Annotated in this window: 21 protein-coding genes; 5 read left to right on the forward strand and 16 right to left on the reverse strand. The window is 56.1% G+C overall.

Features of this window, described 5'->3' with window-relative positions; genetic code table 11:
• Nucleotides 1-51 precede the first annotated feature (51 nt).
• The 10 genes from HZZ01_RS16450 to pmbA all read right to left on the reverse strand — a co-directional run bounded on the left by HZZ01_RS16450 (nt 52) and on the right by pmbA (nt 7,720).
• Nucleotides 52-795, reverse strand: coding sequence for a KDGP aldolase family protein (locus HZZ01_RS16450; protein ID WP_179898632.1), 744 nt, complete (start codon nt 793-795; stop codon nt 52-54).
• Nucleotides 792-1,913, reverse strand: coding sequence for a DgaE family pyridoxal phosphate-dependent ammonia lyase (locus tag HZZ01_RS16455; protein WP_179898633.1), 1,122 nt, complete (start codon nt 1,911-1,913; stop codon nt 792-794). The genes HZZ01_RS16450 and HZZ01_RS16455 overlap by 4 nt, the downstream gene beginning before the upstream one ends.
• On the reverse strand, nt 1,897-3,027 hold the full coding sequence (locus HZZ01_RS16460) for an amidohydrolase/deacetylase family metallohydrolase (RefSeq protein WP_179898634.1): 1,131 nt from the start codon (nt 3,025-3,027) through the stop codon (nt 1,897-1,899). The genes HZZ01_RS16455 and HZZ01_RS16460 overlap by 17 nt, the downstream gene beginning before the upstream one ends.
• A 44-nt stretch (nt 3,028-3,071) precedes the next feature.
• The gene (locus HZZ01_RS16465; protein ID WP_010256482.1) at nt 3,072-3,713 is read right to left on the reverse strand and encodes a DUF4310 family protein; all 642 of its coding nucleotides are present in this window, start codon (nt 3,711-3,713) and stop codon (nt 3,072-3,074) included.
• Between the two features lie 11 nt (nt 3,714-3,724).
• Nucleotides 3,725-4,501: a DUF4311 domain-containing protein gene (locus HZZ01_RS16470; protein WP_179898635.1), complete on the reverse strand. Its 777-nt coding sequence runs from the start codon at nt 4,499-4,501 to the stop codon at nt 3,725-3,727.
• A gap of 126 nt (nt 4,502-4,627) precedes the next feature.
• Nucleotides 4,628-4,927, reverse strand: coding sequence for a DUF4312 family protein (locus HZZ01_RS16475; RefSeq protein ID WP_179898636.1), 300 nt, complete (start codon nt 4,925-4,927; stop codon nt 4,628-4,630).
• A gap of 2 nt (nt 4,928-4,929) precedes the next feature.
• Nucleotides 4,930-5,286: an SFCGS family glycine-rich protein gene (locus HZZ01_RS16480; RefSeq protein WP_010256477.1), complete on the reverse strand. Its 357-nt coding sequence runs from the start codon at nt 5,284-5,286 to the stop codon at nt 4,930-4,932.
• 13 nt (nt 5,287-5,299) lie between these two features.
• Nucleotides 5,300-5,635, reverse strand: a complete 336-nt coding sequence (locus HZZ01_RS16485; RefSeq protein ID WP_179898637.1) for a glycine dehydrogenase — start codon at nt 5,633-5,635, stop codon at nt 5,300-5,302.
• Between the two features lie 295 nt (nt 5,636-5,930).
• Nucleotides 5,931-6,317 carry a cytochrome b562 gene (gene cybC, locus HZZ01_RS16490; protein WP_179898698.1) on the reverse strand — a complete coding sequence of 129 codons (387 nt, stop codon included), beginning with the start codon at nt 6,315-6,317 and terminating at the stop codon, nt 5,931-5,933.
• Between the two features lie 62 nt (nt 6,318-6,379).
• Nucleotides 6,380-7,720 (reverse strand): metalloprotease PmbA, encoded by a 1,341-nt coding sequence (gene pmbA, locus HZZ01_RS16495; protein ID WP_370463491.1) that lies wholly within the window; start codon nt 7,718-7,720, stop codon nt 6,380-6,382.
• Nucleotides 7,721-7,834: 114 nt separating this feature from the next.
• Here pmbA and yjgA point away from each other — a divergent pair, with 114 nt between their 5' ends.
• Complete coding sequence (yjgA, locus tag HZZ01_RS16500) at nt 7,835-8,380, forward strand: ribosome biogenesis factor YjgA (protein WP_179898639.1); 546 nt, start codon at nt 7,835-7,837, stop codon at nt 8,378-8,380.
• Nucleotides 8,381-8,420: 40 nt separating this feature from the next.
• Here the strand turns inward: yjgA and HZZ01_RS16505 are convergent, their stop codons facing one another.
• On the reverse strand, nt 8,421-8,855 hold the full coding sequence (locus HZZ01_RS16505; RefSeq protein WP_255434280.1) for an oligogalacturonate-specific porin KdgM family protein: 435 nt from the start codon (nt 8,853-8,855) through the stop codon (nt 8,421-8,423).
• Nucleotides 8,856-9,266: 411 nt separating this feature from the next.
• Entirely contained in the window at nt 9,267-10,619 is a 1,353-nt protein-coding gene (gene mpl / locus HZZ01_RS16510) for a UDP-N-acetylmuramate:L-alanyl-gamma-D-glutamyl-meso-diaminopimelate ligase (RefSeq protein ID WP_179898640.1), read from the reverse strand.
• Nucleotides 10,620-10,787: 168 nt separating this feature from the next.
• On the opposite strand from mpl, the gene fbp reads away from it, so the two are divergent.
• Nucleotides 10,788-11,795, forward strand: coding sequence for a class 1 fructose-bisphosphatase (gene fbp, locus HZZ01_RS16515; RefSeq protein ID WP_179898641.1), 1,008 nt, complete (start codon nt 10,788-10,790; stop codon nt 11,793-11,795).
• A 59-nt stretch (nt 11,796-11,854) separates the two neighbouring features.
• Here fbp and HZZ01_RS16520 read toward each other — a convergent pair whose 3' ends face one another.
• The gene (locus tag HZZ01_RS16520; RefSeq protein WP_179898642.1) at nt 11,855-13,414 is read right to left on the reverse strand and encodes a methyl-accepting chemotaxis protein; all 1,560 of its coding nucleotides are present in this window, start codon (nt 13,412-13,414) and stop codon (nt 11,855-11,857) included.
• 168 nt (nt 13,415-13,582) lie between these two features.
• Here HZZ01_RS16520 and HZZ01_RS16525 point away from each other — a divergent pair, with 168 nt between their 5' ends.
• From HZZ01_RS16525 to ppa, 3 genes are all read left to right on the forward strand, one after another.
• Entirely contained in the window at nt 13,583-13,993 is a 411-nt protein-coding gene (locus HZZ01_RS16525; protein ID WP_179898643.1) for a lysozyme inhibitor LprI family protein, read from the forward strand.
• Between the two features lie 61 nt (nt 13,994-14,054).
• On the forward strand, nt 14,055-14,504 hold the full coding sequence (locus tag HZZ01_RS16530) for a DUF441 domain-containing protein (protein WP_179898644.1): 450 nt from the start codon (nt 14,055-14,057) through the stop codon (nt 14,502-14,504).
• Nucleotides 14,505-14,604: 100 nt separating this feature from the next.
• Nucleotides 14,605-15,135: an inorganic diphosphatase gene (ppa, locus tag HZZ01_RS16535; RefSeq protein WP_003855519.1), complete on the forward strand. Its 531-nt coding sequence runs from the start codon at nt 14,605-14,607 to the stop codon at nt 15,133-15,135.
• Between the two features lie 59 nt (nt 15,136-15,194).
• Here the strand turns inward: ppa and HZZ01_RS16540 are convergent, their stop codons facing one another.
• The 3 genes from HZZ01_RS16540 to HZZ01_RS16550 are packed head-to-tail and all read right to left on the reverse strand — an operon-like array spanning nt 15,195 to nt 21,030.
• The gene (locus tag HZZ01_RS16540) at nt 15,195-15,548 is read right to left on the reverse strand and encodes a gamma-glutamylcyclotransferase (RefSeq protein ID WP_179898645.1); all 354 of its coding nucleotides are present in this window, start codon (nt 15,546-15,548) and stop codon (nt 15,195-15,197) included.
• 2 nt (nt 15,549-15,550) lie between these two features.
• Complete coding sequence (locus tag HZZ01_RS16545; protein ID WP_179898646.1) at nt 15,551-19,318, reverse strand: translocation/assembly module TamB domain-containing protein; 3,768 nt, start codon at nt 19,316-19,318, stop codon at nt 15,551-15,553.
• Nucleotides 19,315-21,030 (reverse strand): autotransporter assembly complex family protein, encoded by a 1,716-nt coding sequence (locus HZZ01_RS16550; protein WP_179898699.1) that lies wholly within the window; start codon nt 21,028-21,030, stop codon nt 19,315-19,317. Before HZZ01_RS16550 ends, HZZ01_RS16545 begins: the two co-directional genes overlap by 4 nt.
• Between the last annotated feature and the right edge of the window lie 362 nt (nt 21,031-21,392).

Here is a 21,392-nt window from a genome sequence, read left to right on the forward strand (position 1 = left end):
CACGCAACGTCCATGTTGCGCGATCGGCCTGTCAGAGGCCGATCGTGTCGATCACCGGGCCAGTACTGTTTTACAGATGGCCAACAGTTGCTTCACATCGTCAATGCGGGTCTCTCCGCTGGTTTTATCGATGATCGAACTGTAGACGTGCGGGATCACTTTGCTGACACCCGCGTCCAGCGCAATGCGCACGATCTCGCCGACGTTTTCCAGATCGATGCCGCCGGTGGGTTCCAGCCAGAAATCCTGTTTTGCACAGGCTTCCGCCACAGCGCGATACTCATCCACCGCCTGCAAGCCGCCCATCGGGAAATATTTCACCGAGCTGCCGCCCATATCCTGCAGCATCGCAATCGCCGTTTCGATGGATACGATCCCATCCTGGCATTTTGCGCTGCGCGGTCCGGTGGAGATTTTCACCTGCCCCGGCTGACCGGTGGGCGAAATCAGACCGTTCACTATCGTCTGTGACTGGCCCAGCAACGCACGACTGGTGGCGACGCCGGTAAAGACCTGATTCACATGCTGCGGTTGCAGTACCGCCGAAATCTCACTCACCATCTGTGATTGATTAGGATCGCCCGCGCCGAGACCTACCGAGAGCGCATTATCGATCAGCGCGGCATACTCGCGCATATCCTTGATCGCGGCTTCGTTGCTGGCGTAGTTTTTTGACAGCACGCCAACCAGCACATGCCCTTCTGCTGCCTGCCAGATGGCGCGCGCATTCTCTTTCGATCCGGCCAGGACGTTAAGGCAGAGACGATCCTGATAGAAATTGGGGGTCAGCGTCATGCGTGTTTCGCTCCGTTTAACAGGGCCTGAATGCGGGTGAAAATAGTGTGCAGTTGATCGGCGCTGACGCTGCGCACGTCCGCCTCAATGATCCCCTCGTTGGCTTTGTAGCCACGGAAGTAGATGGCGACGTCGCCCTTTTTCAGCGCCTGCACCAGATCGCCGGTGCGTTGCTGGATTACGTCTTCGTCGAACGTGATCTCAGCCCGGGCGATGTCGCGTCCGGCTGCATCCCATACGATGCGGGCTGTCACACCCGTTAAGCCGTTGAGCTGTTCAATAAACGGCGTCATTTTCTCCACCATCTGCGCGCCGCTGATTTTTGGCTGCGACAGATAGTTTTCAATCGCCTGGGTCAGCCCCAGAATCCCCTCTTTGCCCACTTTCATCGCGCGGCCAATGCCGTTGGTCTGGCGTTTGACCCACTCAACGTAATGGTGTCTGCCAATCACCAGTCCGCTGGTCGGCCCTTCAATCGCTTTGGCGCCGCTGTAGATCACCAGATCGGCACCCACCTGGTAGTAGCATTGCAGATCCTCTTCCGCTGCCGCATCGACGATCAGCGGAAGGCCATGCTCACGCGCAACTGCCGCGGCCTGCCCCACATCAAGATGGCTCTTCTGTACGCAATGATGCGATTTCACATAGAGGATTGCTGCAGTCTGTGGCGTGATCGCCGCCGCCAGTTGGGCAGGTGAGCATTCGTTGCTGTAACCCGCTTCCACCAGTTGCCCGCCACCCAGCGCCACCATGCTGCCGACCGGCGCGCCATAGTTCACGTTGTGCCCTTTGGGCACCACAATCTGGTTCGGAACGGTCAGCGGCGCAGCATGCAGGTTATCCACCAGCCAGTCGTTGTCTTTAACAATCACCGCAGCCACACACTGGGCGATACCGGCTGAGGCGCAGGAGACCACCAGCGCATTCTCCACCTTCAGCAGACCGGCGATAAAAGCACCCGTCTTATCCACCAGATCTTTCATTTCGAAGTAGTGATCGAGGCCATACTTCACCGTATCGATCACGTCACTTGATGGCGTTGAGACGCCGAGGATCGTCATACGGCCAGAGGCGTTAATGACTGGCTTCAGGCCATATTTTTCATAAACCGAGATCATGCGCTATTCCTTCTTCCGTCGCGATCCACGTGCCAGCGACCACCGCTGCCAGCGGAACCAGATGCTTCTCACCGGTCACCTCTTCACCTTCTGAATCAATGAAGGGCCGGGCTTCCTCTTTCACGCTAAAAACAGTCAGATCGGCGTCGTAGCCGACTTTCAGCTGGCCTTTGCGCAGCAGGCGCAGTCCGGCGGCCGCGTTAACCGTGACGCAGTCGATCACCTGCGACAGTGTCATGCCGACGCTGAAGAATTTCGACATCACATGCGCCAGGCTGTGAACCGGCCCGGCCAGACGATTGCGGCAGTAGATGTCAGAGCTGATGGTGTCGGGCAGGATGCCCTGTGCAATCGCCGCACGAGCGACCTCGAAGCTGAAACTGGCGCTGCCATGGCCGATATCGAGTCTGACGCCCCGCGCGATAGCCTGTTTGACCGCCGCTTTAAGTTCACCCTGTGACGTCAGGATGCGGTTGGGTTTGCCATTAAAGCAATGCGTAATAATGTCGCCCGTGGTGAGCAGATCCGCAATCTCGTCGAGACTGGGCGGATTGTTGCCTATGTGAACCATCAGCGGCAGACCGCCGCTCTCCTGTTGAATCGATTTGGCTTTTATCAGCGGCTGGACGCCATTCTGACCGACCACGCTGCTGCTGATGCGCGCCTTGAGGCCGACAATAAAATCGGGCAGTCGCGCTACCGCCTGTTGCACCGCCTCGCCATCGATCTGCGCCATGTCGGCCAGCTCATTCTGGGTGACGATGCCGGTGCGGGCGATATTAATCAGCGCATAGACCTGCGTCTGCGCCGCGCGCGTCAGCTGGTAGAAATCATCAATATGTTCTGCGCCGGTACTGCCCGCATCGACCACCGTGGTGACGCCATACGCCACGCCAATCGCGTCCGCTTCATCATGGTAAATCGGTGATTTGGGATAGCAGTGAACGTGGGAGTCGATCCAGCCGGCGCTAAGGTAGTAGCGGCCAGCCAGATCGCGCTCGCGCTGTGCCTTGCCCTGCACCTTGCCCACGTCGGCGATGCGGCCATTCTGCAACGCAATGTCGACCACCTGCTCATCGCTGAGGCGCGCATTGCGGATAATCAAGTCGTACATGGTTTCTCCTAAACAGCAGCCCGCTGCCGGGCTGCCGGTGAGATTCAGAGAGCAATCGGGAACAGCGCACCCAGGATCATCGCGCCGAGGATGGCGCCGCCGGTAATCGGCTTGTTCCAGAGATAGAACAGCAGCGCACCCAGCAGCGAACCCAGACCAATCGGAATAGAGGCCGCCATGGCAGACAGGATGATCAGCGGTCCCAGAAAGCGCCCTGACGCATTGCCCGCGCCCATCATCACGTCTGCGCCGTAGGTGGAGTCGCTCTGATTGATGGTGAATTTACGTGCCAGAATAATCAGGTAGCCAATCGCCACACCGATCACCAGTCCGGTCGCCAGCGAGGCCGCAAAATTCGCCACCGGAAAGACGATGCCTGCACCCAGCAGCAGGGCCGGAACGCCCAGCCCGACGCCGGTCTGAATTGCCCCGCCGATATCCAGAATGCCCACCAGTGAGCCTTCGATGATGCGGGCGAACAGGAAGCTGGCACCAAAGGCGGCGACCGCGCCGTAGACGCCGGTTTCCATGCCTGCACGCAGCATCGATACAAACGCCACTTCGTTAAACGCGCCAATGCCATAGAGGTAGTACATGTGGGTCCCGGCAAAGACACCAGAGGAGAGCAGGCCAACAAAGATCGGGAAAGACCAGTCGGCGTACCAGAAGCCTTTATTTTCGTTCATCGCATCGCCTCTTATTTACCGCTGACTGAGTTGTGGATCATGTCGAGCCAGCCGGGAATGCCGAGCTGGAAGGACTGCAGCAGCTTCATGTCAAAACCCCGGAAGAAGGCGCTCAGCACAAACAGCAGCACGATGGCGGCCATCATCACTTTGGTGACCCGGTTCCAGCCGCTCTCTTCCACGCCTTTACCGATCAGGATACCCAGCACCAGTCCAGGCACAGCATTGCCCATGATCAGCTGCGCCAGACCGCCAAAAATGGTGGCCCAGAAGCCTGACTTTTTGCCAGCATCAATTGCCGCCAGCCAGAAGATCACTGGCATCACCGTGTTCACCAGCAGGTTTGCGGCGGGCACCAGTACTTTGACCGCCGTAACCTGCAGCGCAGCCGGAACCGCCGAGGCAGTGGAGTTGAGGAAGGCGACCACGATCATGCCGATGATGCCGCAGGCGATGGCCATTTTTTTAGGGTCATGCAGCGTCTCAGCCACATTGCGATTCTTCACCATCAATGCGGCCGCACCCCAGTTTGGAATGATGCGATGATCCACATCCTGCGTGAATGAACCGGCGGCGACAGACGATGCCCAGGCATTGAAAAAGAAGCCAAGACCAAAGGAGAAGTGGGAGGCCGGATCGCCTTCGCACGAGTTCAGCTCGCCCAGTGTACGAAAGGCGCCCATGCCCTGAGTGGTTGGCGCGTGAAACATGCGTGCAGCGCCCGCACCGACGCCAACCCCAACCAGCCCGCCAATAATCAACGACTTAAACAAAATGATTAAAAACATGTTGTTGTACCTTGTTGTCGTTTTTACCCGTCCTGCCTCAGCCGCCCCATTGCCCCGCCTGACTGCCGCGCGATCGCGACAGCTGAGAATCGGGCAGACGGCTGGCTGATATGAACAGGCTCTGTTTTAGGATGCCGCCGTGAACGTCACCTGTTCGGTGTCGAAAACGGTGACGCTGACGGTGATCTCCAGCGTGACACTGAAGTTCCGCCGCTGGCGCGCCAGAAAGAAGAAGAGAAACTTCTCGGTTTTGACGCTCTCCTGCGCGCGCAGCACCCGGACATCCTGAGGTTCAATGCGCAGCAGGATTTTTTGCGTTGCGCGCAGAACCTGGTTCTGCACCCGACTCAGGGCATCGGCGAAGGCTTTCGCTTTGGTGTCGCCTTTGCCCTCGACCGTCACCTGAGTAACGTATTGTTCTTTCATAATCAGCTGCCGTGCTTCTTGTTCCAGGCCTGCACCAGCCGCTCACCTAACTCTTCTTTATCCATAAAGCCGAAGCCCAGCACCGTGGCACCTTCATTAATGGCGGTGACGCCTTCGTCGACAGAGCGCATGCCATGCTTAGCTTTGTAGCCATATTTGTTCTGCGCGGTGATAGCGCCTGCGCCGCCGCTGCCGCAGAACGAGATGCCGAAATCGGCGTTCTCTGCCTTCATCACGTCGCCCAGTTTCATGTCAGCGGCCACACCTGGCACCACGACGGCACGGCCACCCGCTTTTTCGATGCCCGCCGCCACTTTCTGGCCTTTACCTAAACGATCACCAATCACGACTGTTACCATCTTGTGTTCCTCTTTAGTTGTTTGATCGCGCGACTTCAATATGCACTGACAGCAGCCAGGCCTCTTCGCGGGGGAGATTGCCAAACAGATCGACGACCTGCTGTGCCAGCGCGACCGTTTCCGGTGGAATATCCTCGAACAGATCCGCTTCCACTTCCGGCAGCGGCTCGCCGGTCAGCGATCGCGACGCCATGGCACCGACATGCGATTGCAGCATCTGCTGCTGAACCGCATTGGGCTGAATGCCATGCTGCTGATAGATCGCCGCAATCTGCGTCATCACGCTGTCAGCCAGCTGCTGCACTTTCTCCGGTGGCGCTTCATACACCGGGACGCCGTTATTGCTCACCTTGCTACTCCTGTTAAACCGGATAATTCGCGTTAGAAACACATTAACGGTCATCGCCCCGGCTGTGCAGAGTCAACATTTCCAGCAGCAAGTGGAAATTGACGTGAAGGTTGTGCGTCAGATCGCAGGCTGCACACTTAGTGCGACACACGTCGCATAATGCGCAAAATGAGGGATTTATCGGTGTCAGGTGGTGATGTTGTGCGGCGACAGGCGCAGCGCGTTGATATTCAGGGCGCGGTGATAAGCAGAAGTGATGGTAAAAAACCGCCGGTCAGGCTGACCGGCGATCTGATTAACGGAATTTCTTATGGTTGGTATTGCGGATGTCATCAAATTTGGCCGCTTCGCGCTTTGCGCCATCCACGTTGTTGGCTTTCGCCAGCGCGCTGACCACGTCGATCTGTGCAATGAGTGAGTCGAGACCCGCGTGATAATCTTTGACCTGCGCGCTGTCAGCAGGCTGACCTTCCAGCTTATCTGGCGTCGATTTTTTAGCATCCTGCGCCGCGGCACGCATTTTAGTTAACGCCTGCTGCATCTCCTGCGCATCGTCACTTTTCTTGACGATTTTCAGGTTCGCATTCAGCGTGTCCATATCCTGCTCCAGATCCGCCGCATAGAGGCTGACGCTGGAGAACAACAGAGAAGCCGACAACATTGCAATCACATGCTTACGCATCATTACTTCCTTTTTATTGTGATGAAAAAAAAGCAGCCAACAGGCTGCTTCAGGAATCCATCTTATTGTCCCGCTATCTTCATCTCAGGCAGTAACACGGAACCGCACTGGATATTGCTACGGGTTTCAATATCGTCACCAATGGTCACCATGTTGCGCCACATCTCTTTGAGATTTCCGGCGATAGTGACTTCGCTGACCGGGTACTGAATAACGCCATTCTCGACCCAGAAACCAGCAGCCCCGCGTGAGTAATCACCGGTAATGGCGCTGACGCCCTGGCCCATCAGCTCGGTCACCACTAATCCGGTGCCCATCTGCTTCAGCAGCGCCTCAAAGCTGTGGCCCTGACCCGCGATGCGCCAGTTATGGATGCCGCCAGCGTGGCCTGTGCTGGTCAGGCCCAGTTTACGGGCTGAATAGCTGGTCAACAGCCAGGTCTGCAGTACGCCATCTTTAATGATGTCACGCGCCTGAGTCCGCACGCCTTCGCTGTCGAATGGCGTAGAGGCCAGTCCTTTCAGCAGATGCGGCTGTTCATTGATGGTAAGCCACTCCGGCAGAATCTGCTGACCCATTGAATCCAGCAGGAAGGTCGATTTACGGTACACGCTGCCACCGCTGATCGCGCCAACCAGATGACCAAATAAGCCGGTCGCCACTTCAGAAGCAAAAATTACCGGGGCTTTCATGGTCGGCAGTTTACGCGGGGCCAGACGGGAGAGCGTGCGGCGTGCGCACTCTGCACCTACCCATTCCGGGCTTTTCAGATCTTCAAACGCGCGGCCAATGGTATAGGCGTAATCGCGCTCCATGTTGCCATCCTGCTCGGCAATGACGCTGCTGGAGAGCGAGTGACGGCTTGAGCAGTAGCTCTGCAACATACCGTGGCTGTTGCCAAAGACTTTGATGCCGACGTGGCTGTTAAAACTGCCACCTTCGGTGTTAGTAATCCGTTTGTCTGCACGCAGCGACGCCTGTTCCGCCTGTGCCGCCAGTTCAATGGCGCGGTCAGCATCAATCTCCCATGGATGATAAAGATCCAGGTCCGGCGCATCATAGGCCAGCAGCTCCGCGTCGGCCGGGCCAGCAAACGGATCGGGCGAGGTGTAGCGCGCAATATCAATCGCCGCCTGCACGGTACGTTTGATCGCGTCCGGGCTGAGGTCAGTCGATGAGGCGCTGCCTTTACGATTCTGATGATAAACGGTGATGCCCAGCGCACCGTCGCTGTTGAATTCGACGTTTTCCACTTCGCCATAGCGGGTGCTGACCCCAATGCCGGTGGTTTTACTGACGGCCACTTCCGCGCTGTCAGTGCCTGCTTTAGCCAGTTCAAGTGCCTGCGAAATGGCCTGCTCCAGTACTTTTCGCTGTTCTGCAACCTGAGTAGATACGTTCATCGACCTGCCCATAATCTTATATGTGAATGATTTGAGTCTATCAGAGTCAGAGAACAATTTCGCAGTCACCCGATAAACTGGTAGGATTACCCTCTTTTTTTTGGGAGCCCGGAAATGACCAAACAGCCCGATGAGTGGCTCGACGATGTGCCAGATAATGACGAAGAAGAAGATGAAGAGATTATCTGGGTCAGTAAGAGTGAAATTAAACGCGATGCAGAAGAGTTAAAGCGCCTGGGTGCCGAACTGGTTGATCTGGGTAAAAACTCGCTGGACAAAATCCCGCTGGATGAGCGCCTGCGTACCGAAGTTGAACTGGCGCAGCGCATCAAAAAAGAGGGTCGCCGCCGTCAGCTGCAGCTGATCGGTAAACTGCTGCGAGGTATTGATGTGGAGCCGATCCGCGTTGCGCTGGATAAGCTCAATAATCGCCATAACCAGCAGGTTGCGCTGTTCCATAAACTGGAAATGCTGCGCGATCGTCTGATTGAACAGGGCGATGAGGCAATGGGCGACGTGATTGCGCTTTACCCTGAAGCCGATCGTCAGCAGTTGCGCAGCATGATCCGTAACGCGCAGAAAGAGAAAGCGGGCAGCAAGCCGCCGAAGTCTGCCCGTCAGATTTTCCAGTACCTGCGCGAACTGGCCGAAGCGAAGTAATGCCATGGCGGGCAGCCTCGCCCGCCTCCCGGCAGAGCATTTACCGATAGATGTAGAGAATACCGGTGCGCAGCCGCAGCTGGCGTTGACTCGACGTGGCAGACCGTCCGATATCGCCAAAGGTGACGTAAGGCACCCAGACGCGACCGTTGCCAGTCGCATAATCGAACTGTAACGCCTGTTCGTAGTCATCATGTTTACTGGCAAACAGTTTCGCATCCGCGTGCTTATACACCAGCTTATAAGTGGTGGTCAGCCGATCGCTTTTATTCCGCAGATAGAGATCAAATCGGTTGGTAGTACGATGACGGTCAGTATCATAATAATCAATACCACCGGTGCGACATCGATCCTCATGCGCATAATCCGTCAGCTCAAGGCGATATAATTCGCCGACAGACCAGCGGTCATTAATTTTATACCAGGGTGCCACACCAAACGTCCATTCGGTGCGCGAGGAGTTGCCGATAGTCAACGGTGGCCGTCGCCAGCGCTGCGGTCGCGTTAAACAACAACGTGGCACCCGGTAAAAAGGGTAATGACTTATTATTTCCCATAACAACATCCTTATTAGTGGCAATCAGGGCAATGCATTAGCCAGGCTTATTTTATTAACCTGTCGTTAACTTATATTTAAAATTCGCATGAATATAAGATTGCACTTAAATAAACCTGTAAGTGATTCTTTTAACGCCTCAGAATTTATTTAAGCAGCAACTGAGATGATGCTAAAAATAAACAGCAAGAGGGGCCTTTCGGTTTCAGACACTAACAGGAGAAACAGGGCAATAACGGGAAGAGTGAACAGATCGAACTCAAAATATGCTGCATTAATTCAGGGAATAACTTTTAAAAAAAAAAGCGCCCGATGTGGGCGCCCTTGATATCAGGCCAGCCTGTCCAGCAGCTTCTGGTGAATGCCACCAAACCCGCCGTTGCTCATGACCAGAATCGTGTCGCCTGGTTGCGCGGCTTTCGCCACCATCTCTACCAGAGTATCGATATCTGCACTCCAGTGCGCTGGCGGAATACACGCTTCTGCCACGTCTGAAACCTGCCACGGAATATGGTGCGGCTGGAACAGGAAGACTTCATCCGCACGCGCCAGTGACGGCGCCAGATCGTTTTTACTGACACCCATCTTCATCGTGTTGGAGCGGGGCTCCAGCACAGCCAGGATGCGCGCTCTGCCGCCAACTTTGCTGCGCAGAGCCGCCAGCGTCGCCAGAATTGCGGTCGGATGGTGAGCAAAGTCATCATAGACTTTGATGCTGTTAACCTCGCCGCGCAGCTCCAGCCGGCGACGTGCATTGATAAAGGTGTTGAGTGCCTGGCCAGCATCTTCCGGCTTCACACCCACATGCCGCGCGGCAGCAATCGCCATCAATCCATTATGCATGTTGTGTTCGCCAACCAGCGACCAGTTCACTTCCCCGACTTTTTCGCCGTCGAGCCAGATTTCCCAGTGAGACGCATCGTTGGTCAGCTTCTTCGCCTGCCAGCGTCCGTGCTCGCCAACGCTTTCCTGTTCGCTCCAGCAACCCATCGCCATCACCTGTTTGAGGTTAGGATCATGTTCCGGCAACATGATCTTGCCCTGCCCCGGCACGATCCGCACCAGATGATGGAACTGCTTCTGGATCGCCCGCAGATCATCAAAGATGTCGGCGTGATCAAACTCAAGGTTGTTGAGGATCAGGGTGCGTGGGCAGTAATGGACAAACTTGGAACGCTTGTCGAAAAACGCGCAGTCGTACTCATCCGCTTCAATCACGAAGAATGGACTTTTTCCTAATTTTGCCGAGACATCGAAGTTTCCAGGCACACCCCCAATAATGAAGCCGGGTTCAAGGCCGCAGGCCTCGAGAATCCACGCTGCCATGCCTGCTGTGGTGGTTTTGCCGTGGGTTCCGGCCACGGCCAGCACCCAGCGATCGCGCAGCACGAAATCGTGCAGCCATTGCGGGCCAGAGAGGTAAGGAATGTTGCGTTCCAGCACCGCTTCCACACAAGGGTTACCCCGCGTCATCGCATTGCCGATGATGACTAAGTCAGGCTCCGGATCGAGTTGACTGGCATCATAACCTTCTGTTAATTCAATGCCTTGCTGTTCGAGCAGGGTACTCATTGGCGGGTAAACGTTGGCGTCTGAACCGGTCACCTGATGACCAAGTGAACGAGCCAGCATCGCCAGACCGCCCATAAAAGTGCCACAAATCCCGAGGATGTGAATGCGCATAACATGATCCATTACTCAAAAGTTCGGCGCACAGTGTAACGCTGGTCGCAGACGGAAGAAACGGATTAGGACTATGGTTTTTGAAGTTCATTCGGCTAAACTGCGTACGCATCCGTTGGCAGACTGTTACGCGTGCTGCCACTCCATCGAAGATTCAGGGAATGTGTTATGAAAACGTTGGGCGAATTTATCGTCGAGAAGCAGCACGACTTTCCGCACGCCACAGGTGAACTGACGGCGCTGATTTCAGCTATCAAGCTGGGTGCCAAAATTATCCACCGCGACATCAATAAAGCCGGTTTAGTGGATATCCTTGGTGCCAGCGGCGTCGAGAATATTCAGGGTGAGCAGCAGATGAAACTGGATCTGTTTGCTAACGAAAAACTGAAGGCAGCACTGAAAGCACGTGGCATCGTCGCCGGTATCGCTTCTGAGGAAGAAGACGAGTTCGTTATCTTTGAAGGTGAGGAAAACGGTAAGTACGTGGTGTTAATGGATCCACTGGATGGTTCTTCTAACATCGACGTTAACGTTTCCGTCGGCACCATTTTCTCTATTTATCATCGCGTCAGTGAACCTGGCACGCCAGTGGTTGAAGCGGACTTCATGCAGCCGGGCAACAAGCAGGTTGCGGCAGGTTACGTGGTCTACGGCTCATCCACCATGATGGTTTACACCACCGGTGCAGGCGTGCATGCGTTTACTTACGATCCGTCACTGGGTGTGTTCTGCCTCAGTCACGAACGTATGACCTATCCACCAACCGGTTACACCTATTCGATCAACGAAGGTAACTACATTCGTTTCCCGCAGGGTGTGAAGAAATATCTGAAGTTCTGTCAGGAAGAGGATCTGCCAACGCATCGTCCTTATACCTCACGTTACATCGGCTCGCTGGTTGCGGATTTCCATCGTAACCTGCTGAAAGGCGGCATCTACCTCTACCCAAGCACCGCCAGCCATCCTCAGGGTAAGCTGCGTCTGCTGTATGAGTGCAACCCGATGGCGTTCCTGGCCGAGCAGGCGGGGGGTAAAGCCACCGACGGTCAGAAACGTATTCTGGATATTCCACCGGTTACGCTGCATCAGCGTTGCCCGTTCTACTGCGGTAATGAGGCAATGGTGAACGACGTTGAGCGTTTCCTGGCTGAGTTCCCGGATTGCCGCCAGGGTTAATCCGGTAGTGGTATAAAAAGAGATATAAAAAGGGGCGCGATTTCGCGCCCCTTTTGTTTTTACGCCGTCTGTAATCTGAACTGCGCCATGGTTGCCTGAAGCTGGTCGGATTGTGCTTCCAGCGACTGAGTCGCAGCGGTTGCCTGTTCCACCAGCGCGGCGTTCTGCTGCGCCGCCGCATCCATTTGTGTGACGGCCAGATTGACCTGCTCAATGCCACGACTCTGCTCATCGGAGGCCATTGAGATCTCTTTCATCAGTGCCGTAACGCGCATCACTTCGCCAGAAATCTCATCCATGGTTTCCCCGGCGCGCGTCGCCATCTCGGTGCCCTCTTTGACCCGCGACTGCGAATCACTGATCAGCGTGCGGATCTCTTTGGCGGCGTTAGCACTGCGCTGTGCCAGCGTGCGCACTTCATTTGCCACTACCGCAAAACCACGGCCCTGCTCGCCTGCTCGCGCCGCTTCCACGGCAGCGTTGAGCGCCAGGATGTTGGTCTGGAAGGCAATGCCGTCAATCACGCTAAGAATGTCGCCGATGCGATTGGCGCTGTCGGTAATCTCATTCATTTTTTCCATCACGTAGCTGACCACCTCAGCGCCGCGATCGGCGGTCTCAGAGACCGCGCTAGCCAGCTGATTCGCCTGCTGAGCATTCGTGGCGTTAAGGCGCACCGTGGCCGTAAGCTGCTCCATGCTGGCCGCCGTCTGCTCCAGCGAGGCGGCGGACTCTTCGGTGCGCTGCGACAGATTGACGTTACCGGCTGCCAGTTCACGGCTGCCGATGTCTATCTGCATACTCGCTTCGCGCACCTGATTCACCGAAGTGCGCAACGACTGCTGCATCCCGCTCAGGGCATGATTAAGCCGACCCAGCTCATTGTTGCTGGACGGTGGCAGCGCCTGCGACAGATCGCCCGCCGCGATTCGCTCAAGATGGACAATCGCCAGGTTCAGCGGCTGCAGCAGCATCCGGCGCAGAAGTTGCCAGGCGAGCACCAGCAACAGCAGGGTTAACACTCCCGCCACGGCGATCAGGATTTTCATTTTGGTTTCGTTGTAGGCCGCCTCTGCCAGCTGAGCCTGGGTGATCTGATCGGCCAGCTGACTGAAGTCATTGACCGCTTTATCGTAACTGGCCGCCAGTGTCGCCAGGTTGCCTTCCAGCAGCTGGTAATATTCGTCAGTATATTGCTTGTCCAGCGCGTCCATCATCGGTTTGATGCCCTGGTCGAGGTAGGCTTTATAACTGGCTGAAACTGCATCCGCCAGCATTTTGCCGTGCGCCGTCACCGTTCCGGCGTCCACAAAACGCTTCAGGTTTTTCTGCGATGACACCACATCCGCCTGCGACAGTTTTGTGACTGCCGCGCCCTCTTCCAGCATACCAATTTCAATTTTACGTACCGCCAGCGCCGCGTTAGCGCGGGCCCGCATCAGATCCGAATTGCTCTTATACAGACTGTTCAGCTCGATCCCCTGAATGCGGTTGATCACATCCAGCGAGCGATTTCCTTTATTGATTGCCACGATACCCATCAAACTCACCGCCAACAGCAGCAGTGTCATGAATGCCAGCAATGCCAGCAACCCCGTGCGAAGTGATAACTGTTTCATCCTGATAGTTTCCGTATATGTGAAAAGGCGAATTTCAAGCGGCCCTAAAGCGGAGAAATTATCGGCAGTAACGGTCCGAAACTTTAACGCTGATTAGTGTTAACAACTTGATCATCACAGAAACATCCATCAAGCTGATCGCCGCCCTTGCGTTATCCGGAGAAAAGAATGAAACCAGGATTGTTTCTGATGTTGCTCTGCCTCAGCACATCGGCGCTGGCAGAGGACATGCCATCAGACGCCTCGCCTGATCGTTGCCTCAATAATGCCTCGACCACTCTTGCCATGAACCAGTGCTACGCGGCGGCAAACAAGGTCTGGGATCAGGAGATGAATAAGCAGTACAGCAAGCTGATGAAAACACTCTCCGGCGAACCGAAAAACAAACTTCGTGCCGCTCAGCGTGCCTGGCTGCGCTACCGCGACAGCTGGCTTGAGGCGAGCCGCAGTCAGTTTAGTTCTCAGGGAACGCTGGGTAGCGTAGCTCTGAGCGCCCAGAGTCTGAGCCTGGTGCGTAATCAGGCGCTGATGCTGCAGTCATGGGCTGCAGGCAGTTGTGGGAACCCCGATGACTGCTGATCGATAACGGGCTTTTGCACTGGCGGAAGTCAGTGCGTTCAATAACCTTCAGGGAGAAACCATGGCTGCTTACGCCTCGACCCTTATTCTGATCGGCCTCGCCGTACTGAGTTATTTCGTTCACAACAATGCGGTCACCATCTCCATTCTGGTGCTGCTGGCGATTAAAATAACCCCGCTGGCCCGGTTCTTCCCCTATGTCGAAAAACAGGGCATTACCTTAGGCATTATTATTCTTACCGTGGCGGTAATGGCTCCGCTGGCCAGCGGCTCACTGCCCGCCTCCGCTCTGATCAAATCCTTTGCCAACTGGAAGTCGATTGTGGCGATTCTGGTGGGGATTTTTGTGGCCTGGCTGGGCGGTCGTGGCGTGAACTTTATGAGTGTGCAGCCTTCGGTAATCGGGGGGTTGCTGATTGGTACAGTGATTGGGGTGGCGTTCTTCCGGGGCGTGCCGGTAGGGCCACTGATTGCCGCAGGCATTGTTTCGCTGTTGGTAGCGGCGAAGTAACGTTTGGGCGCATTCCGAAACGCCAAAAAGGGGGCATACATTCAGAGTCAGTTGGCTATAATAGCCGACACTCAACATACGACTACTGAAGGAATGCCAGATGAGTTTGAACCAGGTGCCAGCAGGTAAAGACCTGCCAGAAGATATCTACGTTGTCATTGAGATCCCAGCGAACGCTGATCCGATCAAATATGAAGTTGATAAAGAGTCTGGTGCCCTGTTTGTAGACCGTTTCATGTCTACCGCCATGTTCTATCCGTGCAACTACGGCTACATCAACCATACCCTTTCTCTGGATGGTGATCCGGTTGACGTACTGGTTCCGACCCCGTATCCGCTGGTCCCAGGCTCAGTGATCCGCTGCCGTCCGGTTGGCGTGCTGAAAATGACCGACGAGTCTGGCGAAGATGCCAAACTGGTTGCCGTTCCGCACACCAAGCTGTCCAAAGAGTACGATCACATCAAAGATGTGAACGACCTGCCAGAACTGCTGCGTGCACAGATCACCCACTTCTTTGAACACTACAAAGATCTGGAAAAAGGCAAATGGGTGAAAGTGGATGGCTGGGATAACGCCGAAGCCGCCAAAGCTGAAATCATCTCCTCTTACGAGCGCGCACAGAAGAAGTAATTCTGCTGCCGGTTTGTGAGTCGAAAAAAAAACACCGTCCAACTGGACGGTGTTTTTGTTCAGGCCTCTGGCTCCTCATCACGCTTTAGCCAGTCACCACTCATAATGCGCTGGCGTCCTGCCACTGAGCGTTGATAGACATAAAGCCATGCACTGCCAAACGGCGTCTGAGTCAGAAAACGTTTGTACTCTCCCCCTTTGGTGCGAAGCGCATCCAGCTCCGCAAGGGTTGAGGCATCAATGCGGTACACCTCACAATGTACCGCTCCATTGCCCTCTATGACGCCGGGATAATGGCCCAGACTGTAAAGCTCAAAGCCGTCAATCTGGTGATCACCCAGCCACTGCGCATTGGTCATCCAGTGACTGTTTCCCTGTTTGCGCCGTAAACTGCCGTAGACAATTATTCGCATTGCTAAAACTCAAACTGATAGAGCAAATCGAGAGCCTGATCCACACCGGACACGGCTTCCAGATAGAGCTTAGGCATCAGGCGGTAACGCAAGGTTAACGTCGCCAGTGAATCAAATATGCCAACACCGTATTTTACCTGCAGACCCGGTAGCACATAGCCGCTGACCTGCACCTGCTGACTGTCGCCAACACCGGCAGTATCCACGGCGAGATTGCTGACACCGAAGGTCTCCCCGATTTTACCCACAACCTGCCCACTTTGTGCAACCCCTAAGCCAACAAGTGCCGAAGTCAGTGCGTTACTGTCGCCGTCTTTGCCCAATCCCTGACCACGCAGCAGGTAAGAAAGCGCTTCCTGTTGCGACATCGCCGGATCGGAGAAGACTTCCGCTTTCGGTTCATCGGCAAGACCGGTGACGCGCAGACCCGCCGTGACGCCATCTTCCGTCGCATCCGGGTTACGGATGGCTTCCAGATTAACGTAAGGCTGATCCGGCGGACCGGCAAACTGCAGCTCGCCTTTACGCACGATCAGATCCTGACCATAAGCGTGGAAACGACCGGACGGAATGTTGATCTGACCGTTTAAGCCAAGTCCTGACTTATCCTGCACCATTTTCAGATCGCCATTCAGCTTCGCTTTCAGGCCAAACGCAGAGAGCCGCACATCGTTGCCGACGTGGATGACCAGATTACTGTTAATCGGAATCGAGGCAGTTTGCGGTGCAATCGGCTTCAGCTGTTTATCCAGCATCACCTCATCCGACGAGACGCCAGTGGCGCTTTCCGGCACGTCCTGCACCGTGATGCGTGCCCAGGGAATATCGACGCTGCCGTCCAGGTTAAAGGCGGCTGGCGTTGCTTCAAACACCAGATCCGGCGAGACATCCATGCGCACCATCGGCGGCACGGTCACGCGAACCCGGCTGCCCTTCGCTGCAATGCGCGCACGCCAGTTATCAAGCTGGCTCCAGTCTGCGTTACCGCTGAGGTTGATGTTGCCCTGTGCAGTCTGCACCAGCCCGTTCAGCGTGGAGCTCATGCCATTGAACACCAGATTCAGGTTAGCGGCAGTGAGATCGACCGGCATAAAGTTGCCATCCACATCAACCCCCGTCAGGCCAAGCTGACCAAACACCTGCGGCTGCTGTACGCTGCCACCCAGGCGCAGACTGCTGTTCAGGCTGCCTTTGATCTTCTCGCCCTGCATCAGCGCTGGATTGATCATCGCCAGCGAGATATTGCGGATGTTGACGTTACCGCCCAGCGTGCGGCGGTTTTGTGGATCGTCGATCTGCACGTTGCCATCCAGCTGCCCGTTTTTGGCGATGCGGATCAGCCAGTCGAGCTTAGCGCGTCCGTTTTGCAGCGCGGCATTAAGGTTCAGCGTGTCGAAAACGATCGGCAGGCTATTACCCTGCACATCCTGCACCACTTTCACGCCGTTGCCTTTCAGCGCCACGGCGCCGGTCGGCAGGCCACCGTCTGCGGTCCAGTTAACGCGCACGTCGCCGCTGAACAGGCCGCTGAGCTGGGTCGCTTCCGGCATAAATGGCCTGGCCATTGCCAGGTCAAAGCGGTTCAGCACCACATGCGCATGACCTGCCGGACCCGCTTCAACCGGTTCCGGCACACAGAGCTGCGCATTGGGGTTCTGCCAGCAGTGCGGCCCGATGGTCGCCGTCTGGCTACTGTTGAGATAGTCGATGGCCATGGCACGGGTCAGACGCCACTCGCCAACGGGGGTATCAAAGTGGGTATCGTTCAGGGAGCCTTTCCAGCGCCCGGCCTGACGATCAAAGCTGCCGTTCAGCGCCAGCTGACCTGAGACCGGTTTACCCTGCACATTAAGCTTCAGCTGATGCTGATGCTCATTGCCGTCCGCATTCAGCGTTAGCAGACTGATGTTCAGCGCATCCTGCTTCAGTTGCTCGACACGCAGTTGCAGTTTACCCGCCACCTGTTCGCCGGAACGGACGTCGCCATTCAGCGTGACGCGATTAATCTGCATCTGCTGCCAGCGCAGACCACGGGCATTGAGATCGGCCAGCAGCTGCGGTGCCTTCAGGGTGCCACGCGCTTTAATGGTGCCGTTGACGACACCGCCCAGACCTGGCAGCGCATTGTCGAGCTGTGGCGCGTCGATGCTGGCATCAAGATCCAGACTGTCGCCCAGCGCGCCTTTGACATCCAGATGGTTGCGTCCCAGCGCCAGTTTAATGCCCGGCACTGTCCACTGGTTGTAGCTGTTACCGGTCAGGGAGCCATCAGCCGTCACGGCATTCTGCTTCACGTTTCCTTTCAGCTGAAGTTGCGGCACGCTCAGTTGCCAGGTACCACCATACAGGCTGCCGCGGGTAGTGATTTTGCCATCCAGCCGCGCGGGCCAGTCGGGGTACTGTTTAGCCGTATTGATCCCCGCCAGCGTCAGTTCACTGCGCCAGCTGATTGCTTTGCTCCAGTCCACCAGCGCGGTGAGATCGATATTGCCCTGCAGCGCGGCCACGCGCAGGCGATCGAGGCTGAACTGCTCAACGTTGCCTTTACCCGTCAGCGAGAGAGTAGCCGGTGGCACAGATTCGCCCTTCACGGCGGTCTGCAGTGACATCACATAGTCAGTGGCTTTGCCTTTGAACTGATAGTCCAGGTTATCGGCCTGATACTGTATCGGCCCGGTTAATGGCCAGCGCAGCTGCGGACTGGTTAGCTGCAGTGACAGCGGCAGTCCCGCAACCGCCAGCTGGGTCGTCCCATCCAGTTGCGCATTCACCGGACCTGAAAGATTCAGGCCCAGCTTCAGCTCGTCGCGCATCGCGCCATTAAGTTTCAGCGCCAGCTTCTCGCCCTTAATCGGATCGGTATTGACCGTGCCGTTCAGGGAGAAATCGACCGGCCAGTTATCTGCCAGCGTCGCCTGACCGCTACCCTTCAGGTTGCCAAGATTCGAGTCCACTTCCAGCGTCGTCAGTTGCATCTGACGGTCGGCGGTTCTGGCTTTTAACAGTAACCGGCTGACGGAGATATCCGTGTCGCCGGTAATGCGCAGCTGTTCACCCAGAACCTGCTGCACGTCAATATCCAGCGGCAGACGGAAATCGGGCAGTGCAGGCAGCAGCGGTTGTGCAAACATCGCATGCAACGTTTCGCCCAGCGGTTTCTCGTCCGGATGCGGCTGCTGCACTTTCGGATCGACCACCTCGTCATTCACCACTTTCGCCGCTTTCGGCAGCGCAACCAGCAGACTTTGGATGTGAGTCGGGTTCAGCGTCAGCGCGCGATCCTGCCACTGCAGGCCAGTGGTGAAATCGAGCAGCGAGATTGCGGTGTCATCAACTTTGACATTGATATTGTGCAGGCCAAAGTGACGCAGCGTGATGGGGTATGGCGTGCTGAGGTTAGTGCTACCACTCTCCTCTTCCGGCGCGGGCGCGGCAGGCGTCATTTTCTTGCTGTCGACCACTACGCTGATATCGCGCAGGGAGACATCGTTAACGCACACGGAGGAGTGCAGCAGGCAGTTGAGATCTACCGCCAGATGGATTTGCCCGGCATCGACGCTGACGCCTGGCATCTCAAAGCGCAGACCGTTAAGGGTCAGGTTCCGCCAGCCACCCTCAACCTGTTTGATTGACAGGCCAGGCACCCAGCGCGATGCACCTTTCAGCACTAAATGCAGCCCAGGCGTGGTACCAATTAAAAATGCCACGCCGCCCAACAGCACGACCAGAAAGATCAGAATGCCGATCAGGACCTTTTTCCACAGCTTCATAGTTCTGGCCCCAGCCCTACGTAAAATTGTAATCCATGCTCTTCGTCATCCCCGATGGGTCTGGCGATATCAAATTTGATGGGGCCAACCGGTGAAGACCAGCGCACGCCGACGCCCGCACCGGTTTTGACGTTACTTTGTTTGATGTCGTTAACCGCTTCGCCCGAGTCGACAAACACCGCACCCCACCATTTCCCGGTGACGTTGTACTGGTATTCCAGCGATCCGGTGGCGAGTTTTGACGCACCGGTGAGTTTGCCGTCATCATCGCGCGGTGAAATATTTTTGTATTTGTAACCACGAATACTGCGGTCACCACCGGCAAAGAAGCGCAGATCCGGCGGCACTTTTTCGAAGTCGTTGGTTTCGATCCAGCCCAGATTGCCGCGCGCCACAAAGCGATGATTGTCGCCCAGGGTACGGATCCAGACGTTTTGCGCCTGCAGGATCAGGAAGTCGACGTCTGACCCCCAGGTGGTATCAGAGACGTCTGCCGAATAGCGCTGTGAATCACCCCAGGTCGGCATCAGGCCGCCTCGGGAACGGGTGCGGTTTACGCTGACGCCAGGGTAGAGCAGCATAGTGGTGTTGGTCACGCTACCCTGAGTAAAGTGATCCAGGCTCCAGCGCAGGTTGACCGCCTTCTGCCAGCCGCTGCTGCTGTCCCAGTTGCGCGACATTGCAAGTGTCGTGGTGTCCGCTTTGGTGTCGTTGAGGTCGGTGCGCTTCAGGCCGCCGGAGAAGGTGTAGTACTGCTCAAGCGGACTTTTCAGCAGCGGCACTTTGTAGCTGAGATCGACCTGCTGTTCCGGCGCGGAAACGTAGGCGCTGGCCGTCAGGCTGTGGCCGCTGTCGTTGATCCACGGTTTTTTCCAGGTCCCTTTCAGGCGCGGCCCAACGTCTGTGGAGTAGCCCACGCCGGTTTCAATGGTGTTTTCAGTGCGGGGTGACATGACTGCGCTCAGCGGCAGTACTTTGGTCTGTCGTCCCTTGCTGAATTCCGGCGCGACCACCACCGAATTAAACCAGCCGGTCGCGGAGAGGCGGCGGTTCAGCTCGGCTAAATCGCGGGAGCTGTAGTTGTCGCCTTCTTTAAACGGCACCAGATTTTGCAGGTACGCTTCGCGGATCTGCGATCCCTTGAAAGTGACGTCACCAAAGCGATAGCGTTCGCCGCTGTCGTAGTCGATATCCCAGAACGCTTCATGACGTTCAACCGAGACGCCGAGCTGGCTTTTTTTAAAAGTGCCGTCGAAATAGCCGTTACGCAGCGCAAGATTAGAGAAGCCGCTTTTGAATTTGTCATATTGCCCGTGGTTAAGCTGCGTGCCCACTTTGGGCCGTCCCTGCTTCACCCAGGCTTTGTAGTCAGGATCGTTGCGAGCATCGCCTTCGACCACGATGTTACTGCCGCCGATTTTTACCGGTACACCAGGCGTGACATGGGCCAGTAACACCGGTCGTCCACCCTTCGCAGGCGCGGGGCGCGATTCAAAATCGATGGTTGGCTCGTAATAACCGAGTGCACGCAGTCCCTCTTTTATCGCAACAGAGACACGTGCGCGAAACCGGCCATCATTAGAAACCTCATCGTTGCCGATGGTGGAGAGGCGCGCTCTGACATTCTTTTGCAGATCCCCGGTTAAGCCATCTACCTGTAATCGCACGGTCGCCGCCTCAAGGGCGGGCGCGGCAAGCAGCAGGCTCGCCATGCAACAAACATAAAATCGTGGCACCTGTACTCCTGTTAATCATGCCGGCCCCTTTTCCGCGGGGCGCTTATTAATCATCTTTGCCCGCACTACCGCAACGGCAATATCCTCATCATAGCCGCACTTTATGGCAAACGGCGGCACAACGCTGGCATCTAACTCAAATAACCGGGCTATTGTCGGTAAATGGGGTGAACGATACAACTCCTGCGGGAGGGAATGATCAGTCCGATATGACTCACTCAGATAAATCCGAGTCTGTAACTGACCGGTCTGGCGGCTAATGCTCCCTTAAGCAGCGGTTTGTCCTCTGGCGGCGCGATGAGCGCTCCTGCTATAATCGGCCACCACAGGCATCCCGC

Origin of the sequence: Pantoea sp. WMus005, from assembly GCF_013415305.1 — a bacterium.
GTDB lineage: Bacteria > Pseudomonadota > Gammaproteobacteria > Enterobacterales > Enterobacteriaceae > Pantoea > Pantoea rara.

What these genes read in the sequence shown, in the direction of transcription:
- HZZ01_RS16450 (WP_179898632.1), bottom strand. Translation starts at nt 795, where the DNA reads ATGACGCTGACCCCCAATTTCTATCAGGATCGTCTCTGCCTTAACGTC.
- HZZ01_RS16455 (WP_179898633.1), bottom strand. Translation starts at nt 1,913, where the DNA reads ATGATCTCGGTTTATGAAAAATATGGCCTGAAGCCAGTCATTAACGCC.
- HZZ01_RS16460 (WP_179898634.1), bottom strand. Translation starts at nt 3,027, where the DNA reads ATGTACGACTTGATTATCCGCAATGCGCGCCTCAGCGATGAGCAGGTG.
- HZZ01_RS16465 (WP_010256482.1), bottom strand. Translation starts at nt 3,713, where the DNA reads ATGAACGAAAATAAAGGCTTCTGGTACGCCGACTGGTCTTTCCCGATC.
- HZZ01_RS16470 (WP_179898635.1), bottom strand. Translation starts at nt 4,501, where the DNA reads ATGTTTTTAATCATTTTGTTTAAGTCGTTGATTATTGGCGGGCTGGTT.
- HZZ01_RS16475 (WP_179898636.1), bottom strand. Translation starts at nt 4,927, where the DNA reads ATGAAAGAACAATACGTTACTCAGGTGACGGTCGAGGGCAAAGGCGAC.
- HZZ01_RS16480 (WP_010256477.1), bottom strand. Translation starts at nt 5,286, where the DNA reads ATGGTAACAGTCGTGATTGGTGATCGTTTAGGTAAAGGCCAGAAAGTG.
- cybC (WP_179898698.1), bottom strand. Translation starts at nt 6,317, where the DNA reads ATGCGTAAGCATGTGATTGCAATGTTGTCGGCTTCTCTGTTGTTCTCC.
- pmbA (WP_370463491.1), bottom strand. Translation starts at nt 7,720, where the DNA reads ATGAACGTATCTACTCAGGTTGCAGAACAGCGAAAAGTACTGGAGCAG.
- yjgA (WP_179898639.1), top strand. Translation starts at nt 7,835, where the DNA reads ATGACCAAACAGCCCGATGAGTGGCTCGACGATGTGCCAGATAATGAC.
- mpl (WP_179898640.1), bottom strand. Translation starts at nt 10,619, where the DNA reads ATGCGCATTCACATCCTCGGGATTTGTGGCACTTTTATGGGCGGTCTG.
- fbp (WP_179898641.1), top strand. Translation starts at nt 10,788, where the DNA reads ATGAAAACGTTGGGCGAATTTATCGTCGAGAAGCAGCACGACTTTCCG.
- HZZ01_RS16520 (WP_179898642.1), bottom strand. Translation starts at nt 13,414, where the DNA reads ATGAAACAGTTATCACTTCGCACGGGGTTGCTGGCATTGCTGGCATTC.
- HZZ01_RS16525 (WP_179898643.1), top strand. Translation starts at nt 13,583, where the DNA reads ATGAAACCAGGATTGTTTCTGATGTTGCTCTGCCTCAGCACATCGGCG.
- HZZ01_RS16530 (WP_179898644.1), top strand. Translation starts at nt 14,055, where the DNA reads ATGGCTGCTTACGCCTCGACCCTTATTCTGATCGGCCTCGCCGTACTG.
- ppa (WP_003855519.1), top strand. Translation starts at nt 14,605, where the DNA reads ATGAGTTTGAACCAGGTGCCAGCAGGTAAAGACCTGCCAGAAGATATC.
- HZZ01_RS16540 (WP_179898645.1), bottom strand. Translation starts at nt 15,548, where the DNA reads ATGCGAATAATTGTCTACGGCAGTTTACGGCGCAAACAGGGAAACAGT.
- HZZ01_RS16545 (WP_179898646.1), bottom strand. Translation starts at nt 19,318, where the DNA reads ATGAAGCTGTGGAAAAAGGTCCTGATCGGCATTCTGATCTTTCTGGTC.
- HZZ01_RS16550 (WP_179898699.1), bottom strand. Translation starts at nt 21,030, where the DNA reads ATGGCGAGCCTGCTGCTTGCCGCGCCCGCCCTTGAGGCGGCGACCGTG.